This window comes from Arthrobacter glacialis, assembly GCF_002909445.1.
In the GTDB taxonomy this organism is placed as follows: domain Bacteria; phylum Actinomycetota; class Actinomycetes; order Actinomycetales; family Micrococcaceae; genus Specibacter; species Specibacter glacialis.
Genome location: NZ_PPXC01000005.1, coordinates 206,579 through 220,600 on the forward strand (window position 1 = coordinate 206,579; position 14,022 = coordinate 220,600).

Here is a 14,022-nt window from a genome sequence, read left to right on the forward strand (position 1 = left end):
GTCAAGCGCTTAACGCGTTGCGCTTACGGCAAAGTGCGTTTGGCGGCTATACGATCATTCCATGCAACCGGCAACGACACCCCCATCCCGCAGCGCTGCCTCCACCCGAGTCACGGCAGCCATGGTCGCCACCCGGGCCGGCGTCTCAGCCGCCACGGTATCGCTCGTGACCAGCGGCAAGACGGCCGGTCGGGTGTCTAAGGAAAACATTGCCAAGGTTGCCGCTGCCGTTGATGAGCTGGGCTATGTTGTGGACGGCCTGGGCAGTTCCTTGGCCAAGGGGCGCAGCAACATTGTCATCCTGGTTGCCCCGGATGTGTCCAATCCCTTCTACGCCAAGGTCATTGCTGGCATTCGTGATGCCGTCGGGGACGAATACCAGCTGCTGCTCTCCGTAACAGAGGCCGGGCAGACGCCGGAGCCGGAGGACGTCAAAAACCTGCTGGCATTGCGCCCCGCGGGGCTTCTGGTTGAGGCGCCCAGTGCACGGTTCCTTGCGGAGCTTCGCTCGACAGGTCCCATGGTGCTTCTGGATACGGCGGGGATTGAAAGCGCGGCGCCGTCGGTTAATTTTGACGTGGCCAGCGGATCCCGCATGCTGGCCGACCATCTTGGCGAACAAGGGCACCGCAACGTTGCCTATCTGGACAGCGCCACTGGAACGGAAACGTTCCGCGTCCGGCGCGAAGCCTTTTGCCGGCACGCCTCGGGGCTCGGCGTTGATGTTGTGGCAACGGCCACCAGCACCATCGACGTTGGTGCTGCAGCGCTTGCCTTTGCGCAAGACTGGCCCGAGTGGGCCGCCAAGGGTGTGACTGCCGTGGTCTGTGCCACTGACACCCACGCCTACGGGGTCTTGCAGGAAGCCCGTGTTGTGGGGATTCGCGTGCCGGCTGAGCTGGCGGTTACGGGCTTTGATGACCTGCCTTATTCGGCAACATCCAATCCGGGGCTGACGACTGTTCACTTGCCCGCGATGGAGATGGGGCGGATGGCCGGGAAGCAATTGCGCCGACTCATGGAGGGTGAAGAAGTAGCCGTTGCACAGCTCACGCTCAACGGCACTCTGGTGGTCCGCGGCTCCACGGATGCCAGCGCCCGGGGGTGATCTTGGGTGCAATCCGGCCGTCATTCATATGGCACGGAGGATTCACCCAGAATCAACCACTAAACTGGTATCTCGTGAGCGCAGAAAATAACCCTTCCCCTGAACCCAGTGACGTCTCTGAGCAAATGCTCGTTCGTTTGGACAAGCGTGCCAAATTGCTTGAACGAGGCGAAGAGGCATACCCGGTAGGGGTGGCACGGACCCATACGTTGGAGGAAATCCGCGAGAAGTACCCCGAGCTGGAAGCCGACTCCAGCACCGGTGACATTGTGGGTGTCACGGGCCGCGTGGTGTTTGTGCGCAACACAGGAAAACTTTGCTTCGCCACCTTGCAGTCCGGCGCCGGCACCCGCCTGCAGGTCATGCTTTCCCTGGCCAATGTTGGCGAGATGTCACTGGCTGACTGGAAAGCGCTGGTTGACTTGGGCGACCATGTGTTTGTCAAGGGTGAAGTCATCAGCTCCCGCCGCGGCGAACTTTCCATCATGGCCGAAGAATGGCAGATGGCCTCCAAGGCCCTGCGCCCCCTTCCGGTATTGCACGCGGAATTGTCCGAGGAAATGCGCGTCCGTCAACGCTACGTTGATTTGATTGTTCGCGACACGGCCCGCCAGCAGGTCAAGATGCGCTCAGCGATTGTCAAAGCAATCCGGGACACTCTTCATGGCGAAGATTACATCGAACTTGAAACACCCATTTTGCAGTTGATTCATGGTGGCGCCTCGGCGCGTCCTTTCCATACGCATTTGAATGCCTTTGACCAGCCCATGACATTGCGTATTGCTATTGAGTTGTACCTCAAGCGTGCAGTGGTGGGCGGCATGGACAAGGTATTTGAAGTGGGGCGTATTTTCCGCAATGAAGGCGTTGATTCAACGCACAGCCCGGAATTCACCATGCTGGAGGCCTACGAAGCTTACGGTGATCAATTCACCATGGCCAAGACCATGCAGCGCATTATTCTGGCTGCGGCAGATGCCACGGGAACACGCGTGATCCAAAGTGCGCGCGGTGAGATTAACCTCGACGGCGAATGGCCCTGGCTCCCCGTTTACGAGGGCCTTTCCACTGCCGTGGGCCAGGAAATTACCCCTGACACAACCGCCGATCAATTGCGTGCCATTGCCGCTGATCGTGAGATAAAGATTGATGCGGCCTGGGATGCGCAGAAGCTCGTTACCGAGCTGTTTGGTGAAATTGTTGAGCCAACGCTTATTCAGCCCACCTTTGTTTGCGACTACCCGCCGTCGGCCCAGCCGTTGGCGCGCCAGCACCGCGACAAGCCCAATTTGATTGAGGCGTGGGACCTGGTCATTGACGGCAAGGAAACAGGAACGGCGTTTTCGGAACTTGTTGACCCTGTCATTCAGCGTGAGCGCCTGGCCGCCCAGTCGCTGGCCGCAGCAGCGGGAGATCCCGAGGCAATGCAATTGGATGAAGACTTTCTGCGCGCACTTGAATACGGCGCACCACCCATGGGTGGCCTCGGTTTAGGTGTGGACCGCCTCGTTATGCTCTTCACGGGTGTGGGAATCCGTGAAGCCATTCTTTTCCCCTTGATGAAACCAGAGTAGGAGCCGGCCGGTTATGGAATATGTTGCGGTTATCCTGCCTTCTTTAGGCGTTGGAGCTCTTTTTTACTTCGCCATGAAGGCAATATTCAACGCGGATCGCTCCGAGCGTGACGCGTTGGCGCAGGCTGAACGGGATGCCGATTCCAAACGCGAGCCCGGGGCTTAAATCAAGCATTTTTAACTAATTCTTTGACTCGAGTTAATTTTCGCACCATAATTGATAATGAAGTATTCATCAAACTATGTGAGGCGATTACTCCCCATGGCACAGAAAATTCATATCACGCTTGTAGACGATATCGATCAGAGCCCGGCAGATGAGAATGTCATCTTCGGACTGGATGGGATCAATTATGAGATTGATCTGTCCGCCGATAACGCCCAGGCTTTGCGCGATGCGCTGAGCAAATACATTGGTGCCGGCCGCCGCGCCGGTGGCCGGGCAGTTCGCGGCCGCGGACCGGCCGCCGCTGCCCCCAAGGGGGGCAGTGACGTAGCTGAGATCCGCGCCTGGGCACGTGAAAACGGCTATGACGTTCACGAGCGCGGCCGCATTCAGGCCGAAATTCGTGACGCCTACAACGCGGCAAAGGCATGATCCCCACCCGCTCCCACACCTCGCAAGCTCGGTGCGGGGCCCTCGCGGGCGTGGGCCCACAGTAGTTTCTTGGGGCGCTGGGGACCCCTGTACGACGGCGAGCTCACCACCTGTGGTGAGCTCGCCGTCGTCGTTTAAGCTTTCGGCGCCAGCAAATGTGGCGATTGTCTGGACCGGGAGGATTTGAAAAACGCTCTCCAAGTTGGTACTTTTTGTACTATTGGGGCTTTTCTGTGCGTTCGTAGTGCTACAAATTCCTAATTGTTCCCCGGCAATTCCGGAGATCCCCCTTCGCAGCGGCAGTTAGGTTCCTTTCCGTGATGACACCTGTTTTCTCCCGGTCAACGTATGAGTATCCGGGAAGGAGAACCCGTCGCACGCTCCGCCAGGGAATTGCCATGATGTTGGCGTTTGTGCTGGCCGTCGCAGGAATTACCGCTGGCGTGCAGCTCGCCACAAGCACCCCCGCGCAGGCCGACTACGCCAGCGGCGTGGGCCGGTACGCAGGATCCATCTACTGGTTTGACTGGACCAGCGCCACGGGCCTGACGAATGGCCAGCAGGTCAACAATGGAACCACGCTCACCGTGAATCCGCTGCCTGGCTACACCGTCACGGCAACGCTCTCAGAAGTCACTGCCTCGGCCAGCCGGAGCGTCCGGGCAACCCCGCAGGACGGAACTTATTCGGAGATCCGGCGAAACGGGTACAACACGGGCAATCAGTGGTCGGTTCTGACGCCAAACGCGGCAAATTCCCAGGCCACCTTTAAAGTCACCATGTCGGCCGTATTCAACGGCCGGCCCGTTCCTGTTGATGTCATTGCAGCCGACGGCGAAAGCGCCGGGCCGAGCGAACAAATCCGGTTCACTACCAATGGTGCGCCGTGGCAGAACATTGACAACACGACGCGCGCAGGTGCCGTCATGTGGCGCCAAAACAACTTCGGTTTGGGTGTCAATGGTGGTTTTGGCACGCAGACCATGGGCAACTGGATCACAGACATCGGCAGCGCTGCAGGTGTGGCTCCCATCGGTGTTTCCATGGGGCCGCGCCTGGGTAACGGTCAGCCCAGTGCACCCACCGAGGTGACTGTCGCCATCAACTCCTCCGGACTTCAGAACGTCATGTTGGGCCTCATGCTCCCGGTGGAACGCGGTGACGCACCAACAAGCTTCGGCGATGCCTCCCACCTGCTTTCCTGGACCCCACAGGGAAGCATCAACCAGGCACGCATTGCCACCGGGCAAGCGGGCGCCCCGGGTGTGCTGTTCAATGGCGGCGCCACACCCTACCTGGGCAGTGTTGCCCCGGACGGGGAAGCCGCAACACGCGACGCCGCGTGGGTCAACTGGGTGACGGATGAAAAGACTCCGGCCGGCGCCGGTGATGAGGGCGGAACCCAGCTCACAGGCCTTGCCGGCAGTGGTTTCCCGGCCTTGAAACGCTGCGAAAATACCTACAGTGTCACGGCCATCGCGAAAAATGCCAATGGCATGCCGGCTTCGGCCTGGATGGACTGGAACAACAACGGCGCATTCGAGGCCGGCGAGAAGTCTGCCGCGGCCATGGTTGCCAATGAGCAGGTGACCTTCAGCTGGGCACACGCGCCCATTTCCGGCACGACTGCCGGTGTGGGGGCGCGGTTCAGGATCGCCACGGCGCCAAGTGACATTGCGGACCCCACAGGCTCAGCCCTGGACGGTGAAGTTGAGGACTACCTCATTCCCGTCGCGGACTGCCCTTCCATCAGTGTGGTGAAATCGGCCAACACGAACAGTGTTGCCGCCGTTGGGGAAACCGTCAGCTACAGCTTCTCCGTCACCAACACCGGTGACGTGGCGTTGAGCAACGTTGTTGTCAACGATGCCAAAGTCTCGGCAACGCCGCTGCCCGTCACACCGGCAATCCTTGCCGCAGGTGCCACCGGCACGGCCACGGCCAGCTACCAAGTCACCCAGGCCGACATTGATGCGGGCCTCCTGTCCAACACGGCCACGGCTGCGGGCACCCCGCCCACCGGCGCTGCCGTGAGCTCAACCCCATCCACTAAAAATGTGACAACCCCGGCCCGTACTTCGGCCCTGACCGTCGCCAAGAGCGCAGACAGGACCATGTTCGGCAGTCTGGGTGAGGTGATTCGCTACACCTTCACCGTGCGGAACACCGGAAACACCACACTGACAAGTGCCACCGTTAGCGATCCGCGCGCAGGCGCTACGGCTCTTGCCGTGGTCCCCGTCTCGCTGGCACCCGGGCAAAGTGGGACCGCCTTCGTGGACTATACGGTGACGCAGGCGGACGTTCTCGCGGGCTCGATCAGCAATGTTGCCACGGCCACGGCCACCCCGCCGGCCACTGCAACGCCGATCCAGCCTGTTTCCTCCAATGAAGTGGTCATTCCCCGCCAGAATCCCGCGTTGACACTTGTTAAGGCTGCGGCCGAAGGCGATTTTGATGCTGTCGGTGACACACTCAACTACACCTTCACCGTGACTAACAGCGGAAACGTGCCACTCACCGGGGTTTCGGTGTCCGATCCTCGAATCGGCGCCACAACCCTGGCGGTCACGCCGTCGACCCTTGCCCCGGGCCAGGTGGGCACGGCAACGGCTGTCTACACCGTCACCCAGGCGGACCTTAACAACGGCGCAGTGATCAACACCGCCACCGTGTCGGGCACCCCGCCCGTCGGCAGTCCGGCACTGCCGACCATCTCCTCCAACGTGGTCACGGTTCCAGCCGTCCAGACGCCATCCCTGACGCTGGGCAAATCCAGTGTCACCACAGAGTACGCCACCGTTGGGCAGCGGATCAGCTACGTGCTGGATGTGCGCAATAACGGAAATGTGGATGTTTCGGAGATTGTCCTCAACGACCCCCGCATCGGTGCCGCGAACGTGGCCCTGAACCCGGCAACACTGCAGCCCGGCGGGACCGGACAGCTGAGCATCAGCCACACCGTCACCCAGGCAGACCTGGATGCAGGCAAGATCGTCAACACGGCAACCGGCTCAGGAACCGGACCCAAGGGCCAGGCCGTTGGTCCTGTCTCCTCCAACACCGTCACCATTCCTGCGGATCAGAATCCCTCCTTGCAGGTGGTCAAGTCGCTCAAGCAGAGCGCGTTTGCTGCAGCCGGCGACGTCCTTGACTACACCTTCACCGTCACCAACAACGGCAACGTCACCATGAACGATGTGGCAGTGGCGGATGCCCGCATTGGTGTGGGCTCCGTGGCGGTAACCCCGGCCACGCTGGCACCGGGCCAGACCGGAACGGCTACTGCCAACTACACGGTCAAGCAGGCCGATGTAGACGCCGGCCGGATCAGCAACATTGCCTCCGTGGTGGGAAAGCAGCCCGGCGCAGAGCTTCCGATTGCTCCCATGCCCTCCAACGAGATTGTGGTAACGGCTCCGGCCAATCCTGCAATGACGTTCGTCAAGAGCGCTGACAAGGAGAAGTTCGCTGCAGCCGGCGAGAAGATCAACTACACCTTCAGGGTCACCAACACCGGAAATGTGACCTTGTCCCAGCTGACTGTCACCGACCCCCGCGTCGGCGTACCGAGCATCGCCGTCACTCCGGCAAGCCTGGCTCCGGGGGCCTCCGGGACAGCCACTGTGGAGTATGTGGTGACACAAGCTGATGTGGATGCCGGTGTCGTCAAGAACATCGCCACGGTGGCCGGATCTGCCCCAGCCGGAGGCGAGCCGTTGAAGGTTCCCTCCAACGAGGTGGCCCTTCCCGCCGTGCAGGCATCAGCCCTGAACATCAAGAAGTCCGCAACTGTCACCGCGCTGCCCAAGGTTGGCGAGAACATCACCTACCAGTTTGTTGTCACGAACACGGGCAACACAACGATTGCCAATGTCACGGTTGCCGATGAAAAGGTCGACGCCGGGACCCTCACCTTTGGCGGGAAGGCTGTTGCGGCGCCGTCGGGCATTACGCTGGCTCCCACGGAGCAGGCAATCTTCCAGGCCACCCACAAGGTGACCCAGGCAGATGTTGATGCCGGGGACGTGGTCAACACTGCCACGGCCACGGGCGTCCCGCCGCTGGGCAATCCGCCGGTGGAGTCCACGCCTGACACCGTCAATTTGCCGGGCACCGCCGAGCCGGCGCTGACCGTTCAAAAGAGTGCAAATGCGAGCGACTTTGCCGAGGTGGGACAGGCGCTGGAGTACAGCTTCACTGTCACCAACACTGGCAACGTCACCATGTCAGGGGTTACCGTGGCCGATCCCCGCATTGGCGCGGAAAACCTTGAGGTGACGCCTTCCAGTCTTGCCCCGGGCCAGAGTGGGACGGCACAGGCCAAGTACACGGTGACGCAGGATGACCTTGATTCCGGCGCCATTGTGAACACTGCTTCCACCACAGGCACGCCGCCGCGAGGCACGGAGCCGATCGTGGCAGTTCCTTCCAACACGCTCACCACTCCTGCTGTGCAAAAACCGGCCATGACAGTTCTCAAGTCGGCCAAGCAGAAGACCTTCGAGAAGGCAGGACAGACCCTGGAGTTCAGTTTCCTTGTGAGCAACACCGGTAACGTGACGCTGACAAACGCCACTGTTACGGACGCCCGCATCGGTGTGGACAAACTGGGCGTTGGGGTTCTGGCGCCGGGTCAGTCCGCAACGGTGAGTGCCAAATATGTCACTACCGAAGCTGATGTGAAGGCCGGCAAGGTGGTCAACACGGCAACCACCACGGCGCTTTTGGCCAAGACTGCCAATCCACTGCCGCCGGTGGCGTCAAACACCGTAACGGTGAAGCTGGGCAAGCCTCTGGCCAGCACCGGCGCCACCTCCATGGTGTTCGCCTTGGGCGGAGCGCTGCTGTTGGCGGGCGGATTGCTATTCATGCAATATAGCCGCCGGCGCACCCGCAGCTAGCCCCACCCAGCCATGAACGACGGCGAGATCACCACACACGGTGATCTCGCCGTCGCACTTTAAACACACAATCGAAGCAAAGTACACCAACTTGCTATTTCCCCTGTGGCGAACACGGCCCCATAGTGGCCGGGTACTGCGTAGCATCAAAGTACGCAGTAAAAGGAGTGTGGCGAAATGTTTGAGCGATTTACTGATCGAGCCCGACGTGTTGTTGTGCTGGCCCAAGAAGAGGCCCGCATGCTCAACCACAATTACATCGGCACGGAGCATATTCTGCTCGGCCTCATCCACGAGGGTGAAGGTGTTGCCGCAAAGGCCTTAGAGTCCTTGAACATCTCCCTTGATGGTGTCCGGGAACAGGTCCAAGAGATTATTGGCCAGGGGCAGCAAGCTCCCAGCGGGCACATTCCCTTCACCCCGCGCGCCAAGAAAGTCCTGGAACTTTCGCTGCGTGAGGCCCTGCAATTGGGCCACAACTACATTGGCACCGAGCACATCCTGCTGGGGCTAATCCGTGAAGGTGAAGGCGTCGCAGCGCAGGTGCTGGTCAAGCTCGGTGCCGACCTGGCCCGTGTGCGCCAGCAGGTCATCCAGCTGCTCTCCGGCTACCAGGGTAAAGAGCCTGCAGCCAGCGGTGGCGGCCAGCCTGAAGGTCAGCCCGCCGGCTCCGTGGTTCTGGACCAGTTTGGCCGCAACCTGACCCAGGCAGCCCGGGAAAACAAACTCGACCCTGTTATTGGGCGCGAGCATGAGATGGAACGCGTCATGCAGATCCTCTCCCGCCGCACCAAGAACAACCCTGTGCTCATTGGTGAGCCGGGCGTGGGCAAGACAGCTGTTGTGGAAGGTCTGGCGCAGGCCATTGTGCGCGGCGACGTGCCCGAGACCATCAAGGACAAGCAGCTGTACACCCTTGACCTTGGTTCGCTGGTTGCCGGTTCACGCTACCGCGGTGACTTTGAGGAGCGCCTGAAGAAGGTCCTCAAGGAAATCCGCACCCGTGGTGACATCATCTTGTTCATCGATGAGATCCACACACTTGTTGGTGCCGGTGCGGCCGAAGGTGCCATTGATGCTGCATCCATCCTCAAGCCCATGCTGGCTCGCGGGGAACTGCAGACCATTGGTGCCACAACGCTCGATGAGTACCGCAAGCACATTGAAAAGGATGCGGCCCTGGAACGACGTTTCCAGCCCATCCAGGTGCAGGAACCCACAGTTCCGCTGACCATTGAGATCCTCAAGGGCCTGCGTGACCGCTACGAGGCGCACCACCGTGTCTCCATCACCGATGGTGCCCTGAGCGCTGCTGCCACATTGGCGGACCGGTACATCAGTGACAGGTTCCTGCCTGACAAGGCCATTGACTTGATCGATGAGGCAGGTGCGCGTCTGCGCATTCGCCGCATGACGGCGCCGCCCGAGCTCAAGGCCATGGATGTTGAAATTGCCGTGGTCAAGAAGCGCAAGGAAGACGCCATTGACGCCCAGGACTTTGAGGGTGCCGCTGCGCTGCGCGACGACGAGCAGAAGCTCATTGTTGCCCGCGCTGACAAGGAGCGCCTCTGGAAGACCGGTGGCTTGGATGAAATCTCCGAGGTGGATGAAGAACTCATCGCCGAGGTGCTTGCCAACTCCACAGGCATCCCCGTCTTCAAGCTGACCGAGGCCGAGTCCACGCGTCTGCTCAAGATGGAAGACGAGCTGCACAAGCGTGTGGTTGGTCAGAATGAGGCCATCAAGTCCATCTCGCAGGCCATCCGACGCACCCGATCAGGGTTGAAGGATCCCAAGCGCCCCGGCGGCTCATTCATCTTTGCCGGCCCCACGGGTGTTGGTAAGACTGAGCTGGCCAAGGCTCTTGCCGAGTTCCTCTTCGGTGACGAAGACGCACTCATCACCTTGGACATGTCCGAGTACTCGGAAAAGCACACCGTTTCCCGTTTGTTCGGTGCACCTCCTGGCTATGTTGGCTACGAGGAAGGTGGGCAGCTGACCGAGAAGGTCCGCCGTCGCCCGTTCTCCGTGGTGCTCTTCGATGAGGTTGAAAAGGCGCACGCCGACCTGTTCAACTCCTTGTTGCAGATCCTGGAAGATGGCCGTCTCACCGACAGTCAGGGCCGTGTGGTGGACTTCAAGAACACCATCATCATCATGACCACCAACTTGGGGACGCGCGATATTTCCAAGTCGATCGCCACTGGCTTCCAGCAGGGTTCGGACACGCAGACCGGCTACAACCGGATGCGGGCACGGGTCACCCAAGAGCTCAAGCAGCACTTCCGCCCCGAGTTCTTGAACCGTGTGGATGACGTTGTGGTGTTCCCGCAGCTCACCCAGGACGAGATCATCGAGATCGTTGACCTGATGGTGGCACGCCTGGAGGCCCGTCTGGCTGACAAGGGCATGGGCATTGTGCTCACACCCGCAGCCAAGATCCTGCTCGCCACCAAGGGCTACGACCCCGCCATGGGTGCACGGCCGCTGCGCCGCACCATCCAGCGCGAGATCGAGGACCACCTCTCGGAGAAGATCCTCTTCGGCGAACTCAAGGACGGGGACATTGTCACCGTTGGAGTTGAGGGCGAGGGCGACGACGCCAAGTTCACGTTTGTGGGCACGGCCAAGCCGCACATCCCGGACGCCATCACAGCCTCCGCATAGCGAAACACAATAAAGGGCGCACAAGCTGCACAGCTTGTGCGCCCTTTATTTTTTGCACGGCGGGCCGAGTGGGGCTCAAGGGTGCCCGTCACAGGAGCGCCGCCAAGGGTCATAGACTAATCCAGTGACTTCAGCTCTAACTATTCGCCCCGCACGCACCTCAGACGTCCACGCCATCAAGGACCTGGTGGCGCCGCTGGCCGAGAAGCGAATCTTGATCTCCAAGGAGTCCGTCACCTACTTTGAAGGCATCCAGGAATTCCTCATAGCGGAGATCGACGGCGAGACGGTTGGCTGCGGTGCCCTGCACGTCATGTGGGAAGACCTCGCCGAAATCCGGACGCTCGCCAGCGCCGACGCCTGGCGCGGCAAAGGGATTGGCCGCACGCTGGTGGAGCAGCTCCTGGAGCGGGCCCGGGCTCTGGGGGTCAGCCGAGTATTCTGCCTAACCTTTGAAGTTGATTTCTTCATCCGGCACGGCTTTGAAGTCATGGCCGATCAGGGTGCGATAGATCCGGCAGTTTACTCAGAGCTGCTGCGCTCCGCCGATGAGGGTGTTGCCGAATTCCTTGACCTGGCCAGGGTCAAACCCAACACGTTGGGCAACACGCGGATGATCCGCCACCTCTAGGAGCCCGCGGCTGCCTGGCCGAAACAGTTTCCGTGCCCGGTGCAGCCCCTAGCAACAGGCAATCTCCCCGGGTAGGGTTCAAGGCAAGGCATGCGAATTATCCGCGCGTCTGCAATATTCGCTGCGTGATTTCGGAGGGTTTGGCCGTGAAAAAGCTCATCAATGATCCCAAGACTGTAGTCAACGAATCGGTGGAAGGATTTGGGCTGGCGCACGCTGCCCACGTCACTGTGCACCCCGACCCCTTGTTTGTCACGCGTAAACAGGCAGCCAAAGCTGGCAAGGTCGGCTTGATATCCGGCGGCGGCAGCGGCCATGAGCCCTTGCACGCAGGATATGTTGGCTACGGAATGCTGGATGCGGCAGTGCCCGGGGCCATGTTTACCTCCCCCACACCGGATGCCATCATTCCCGCCACCCTGGCAGCGGACTCAGGTGCCGGTGTAGTCCACATCGTAAAGAACTACACGGGCGATGTCCTCAACTTCGAAACGGCGGCCGAAATGGCCCAGGCTGAAGGCGTTGAAGTCCGCACCGTGTTGGTGAACGACGACGTTGCCGTGGAAGATTCGCTGTACACGGCCGGGCGCCGCGGCGTGGGCGGCACCGTGCTGGTGGAAAAGATTGCCGGCGCCGCCGCCGAACGCGGTGATGACCTGGATTCAGTTGCCGCGATTGGCCAGCGCGTCAACGACAACGTGCGCAGCATGGGCGTGGCCCTCTCTGCCTGCACTGTCCCGCACGCGGGCGTGCCCAGCTTTGCGCTGGCCGAGGACGAGATTGAGATTGGTATTGGCATCCACGGCGAGCCTGGCCGCCACAAGATTCCCATGGAGAACGCCGATGGCATCACCGACAGGCTGCTCCAACCCATTCTGACCGACCTGGCACCGGTGGCGGGGGACAAGGTGCTTTTGTTTGTCAACGGCATGGGAGGCACACCCGCCAGCGAGCTGTACATCGTTTACAGGCGCGCCGCCAAGGTTCTCGCAGATGCCGGGCTGGTGGTGGAACGTTCGCTGGTGGGCAACTACATCACGGCACTGGAAATGCAGGGCTGCTCCATTTCAGTTCTGCGCCTGGATGATGAAATGACTGCCCTGTGGGACGCTCCCGTCAACACACCTGCTCTTCGCTGGGGGATGTAAATGGCGGACTCAACTTTTCTCACTGTTGACTGGGCCATTGACTGGTTGCGCCGCAGCGCAGCCGTTGTCGCGGAAAACCGCATGGCCCTGATTGAGCTGGACAGGGTCATTGGCGACGGCGATCACGGGGAGAACCTTGACCGCGGCTTCAGCGCCGTCCTCGAGGCCTTGGATGCGCAGGCGCCAGCAACTCCGGGAGCAGCCTTCAAGCTGGCTGCCATGACCTTGATGTCCAAGGTGGGCGGCGCCGCCGGGCCCCTATACGGCACGGCGTTCTTGCGTGCGGCCACAACCGTTGGCGATGCTGCGGAACTGGATGCGGCCATGCTCGGTGCCGCCCTGGGCGCAGCCCGAGACGGCGTGGTGGCCCGTGGCAAAGCCGAGGTAGGCGACAAAACCATGATCGACGCCTGGACTCCGGCAGTCGATGCCGCGGTGGCCGCAGCCGCGGCAGGGGCTGGACCGGCCGCTGTGCTGGATGCTGCAGCAACCGCCGCCGAGTCTGGAGCCGTGAGCACCGATCCCTTGATTGCGCGCAAGGGCCGGGCCAGCTACTTGGGGGAGCGTGCCATGGGCCACCGCGATCCGGGTGCGGCCTCCTCCGCGCTGATCCTGCGCGCTGCAGCCAATGCTGCGGGGGCTGGCGCATGAGCGTCGGCCTGGTGATCGTCTCCCACAGCGTCCAACTGGCGGCCGGGGTGGTGGAGCTGGCCGCTCAAATGGCCCCCGATGTGGTGTTGATCCCCGCCGGCGGAATGGACGACGGCGGCATTGGGACGTCCCTGGACAAGGTCATGACAGCCTTGGGTCTGGCTGACACGGGCGCCGGTGCTGTGGTTCTCACCGACTTGGGTTCGGCCGTCATGACCGCAGAGTCCGCCCTAGAGTTCATGGGCAACCCGGATACTGTTCTGTTGGCCAACGCGCCACTGGTGGAGGGCTCCATCGCTGCAGCCGTTGCGGCGCAGTCAGGGGCAGCCCTGGATGTTGTGTGCAAGGCAGCCGAGACGGCGCTTAATCCCGTGGCAGCATCCCCTGCTGGCGGCACCGCTACCGCGCTCCCATCGACGGCTGACGCCGGGGAAGCCGGCGCCGTGACGGCAGTTGTCACGTTGATCAACCCGATGGGCCTGCACGCCCGCCCAGCTGCCGTGTTGGCCGGGGAACTCGGTGCCATGGACGTGGAGATAGAGATCAACGGTGTGGACGGACAATCCGTCATGATGCTGATGACTCTGGGCGCGGGCCAAGGCGCCGAGCTGAACATCTCCGCCACCGGGCCCGACGCCAAGCGCGCCGTGGACCTGGTGCGCCGGGAAGTCGAGGCCGGCTTCGGCGAGATCTAAGTCCCCGGCTACGCTTCGGCGGCGGAACCGGCATTTCCTCGGCGAC

Annotated in this window: 10 protein-coding genes; all 10 read left to right on the plus strand. The window is 61.4% G+C overall.

Features of this window, described 5'->3' with window-relative positions; all coding sequences use genetic code 11:
• Positions 1-61 precede the first annotated feature (61 nt).
• The 10 genes from CVS27_RS08335 (at position 62) to dhaM (ending at position 13,976) form a co-directional block, all read left to right on the plus strand.
• The gene (locus CVS27_RS08335) at positions 62-1,108 is read left to right on the plus strand and encodes a LacI family DNA-binding transcriptional regulator (protein ID WP_243399757.1); all 1,047 of its coding nucleotides are present in this window, start codon (positions 62-64) and stop codon (positions 1,106-1,108) included.
• A 125-nt stretch (positions 1,109-1,233) separates the two neighbouring features.
• Positions 1,234-2,682: a lysine--tRNA ligase gene (gene lysS, locus CVS27_RS08340; RefSeq protein WP_103465269.1), complete on the plus strand. Its 1,449-nt coding sequence runs from the start codon at positions 1,234-1,236 to the stop codon at positions 2,680-2,682.
• Positions 2,683-2,695: 13 nt separating this feature from the next.
• Complete coding sequence (locus CVS27_RS20765) at positions 2,696-2,848, plus strand: hypothetical protein (protein WP_165788098.1); 153 nt, start codon at positions 2,696-2,698, stop codon at positions 2,846-2,848.
• Between the two features lie 96 nt (positions 2,849-2,944).
• Positions 2,945-3,280, plus strand: coding sequence for a histone-like nucleoid-structuring protein Lsr2 (locus CVS27_RS08345; protein ID WP_103465270.1), 336 nt, complete (start codon positions 2,945-2,947; stop codon positions 3,278-3,280).
• Positions 3,281-3,678: 398 nt separating this feature from the next.
• Positions 3,679-8,184, plus strand: a complete 4,506-nt coding sequence (locus CVS27_RS08350; protein WP_165788279.1) for a CshA/CshB family fibrillar adhesin-related protein — start codon at positions 3,679-3,681, stop codon at positions 8,182-8,184.
• 177 nt (positions 8,185-8,361) lie between these two features.
• Positions 8,362-10,851 (plus strand): ATP-dependent Clp protease ATP-binding subunit, encoded by a 2,490-nt coding sequence (locus CVS27_RS08355; RefSeq protein ID WP_103465272.1) that lies wholly within the window; start codon positions 8,362-8,364, stop codon positions 10,849-10,851.
• 124 nt (positions 10,852-10,975) lie between these two features.
• Entirely contained in the window at positions 10,976-11,482 is a 507-nt protein-coding gene (locus CVS27_RS08360) for an amino-acid N-acetyltransferase (RefSeq protein WP_103465273.1), read from the plus strand.
• A gap of 146 nt (positions 11,483-11,628) precedes the next feature.
• Positions 11,629-12,630: a dihydroxyacetone kinase subunit DhaK gene (gene dhaK / locus CVS27_RS08365; protein WP_103465395.1), complete on the plus strand. Its 1,002-nt coding sequence runs from the start codon at positions 11,629-11,631 to the stop codon at positions 12,628-12,630.
• Positions 12,631-13,281 carry a dihydroxyacetone kinase subunit DhaL gene (gene dhaL, locus CVS27_RS08370; RefSeq protein ID WP_103465274.1) on the plus strand — a complete coding sequence of 217 codons (651 nt, stop codon included), beginning with the start codon at positions 12,631-12,633 and terminating at the stop codon, positions 13,279-13,281.
• Positions 13,278-13,976, plus strand: coding sequence for a dihydroxyacetone kinase phosphoryl donor subunit DhaM (gene dhaM, locus CVS27_RS08375; protein ID WP_103465275.1), 699 nt, complete (start codon positions 13,278-13,280; stop codon positions 13,974-13,976). The genes dhaL and dhaM overlap by 4 nt, the downstream gene beginning before the upstream one ends.
• Positions 13,977-14,022: the final 46 nt, after the last annotated feature.

Coding starts and splice junctions, on each gene's coding strand:
- CVS27_RS08335 (WP_243399757.1), top strand. CDS start 62: ATGCAACCGGCAACGACACCCCCATCCCGCAGCGCTGCCTCCACCCGA.
- lysS (WP_103465269.1), top strand. CDS start 1,234: ATGCTCGTTCGTTTGGACAAGCGTGCCAAATTGCTTGAACGAGGCGAA.
- CVS27_RS20765 (WP_165788098.1), top strand. CDS start 2,696: ATGGAATATGTTGCGGTTATCCTGCCTTCTTTAGGCGTTGGAGCTCTT.
- CVS27_RS08345 (WP_103465270.1), top strand. CDS start 2,945: ATGGCACAGAAAATTCATATCACGCTTGTAGACGATATCGATCAGAGC.
- CVS27_RS08350 (WP_165788279.1), top strand. CDS start 3,679: ATGATGTTGGCGTTTGTGCTGGCCGTCGCAGGAATTACCGCTGGCGTG.
- CVS27_RS08355 (WP_103465272.1), top strand. CDS start 8,362: ATGTTTGAGCGATTTACTGATCGAGCCCGACGTGTTGTTGTGCTGGCC.
- dhaL (WP_103465274.1), top strand. CDS start 12,631: ATGGCGGACTCAACTTTTCTCACTGTTGACTGGGCCATTGACTGGTTG.
- dhaM (WP_103465275.1), top strand. CDS start 13,278: ATGAGCGTCGGCCTGGTGATCGTCTCCCACAGCGTCCAACTGGCGGCC.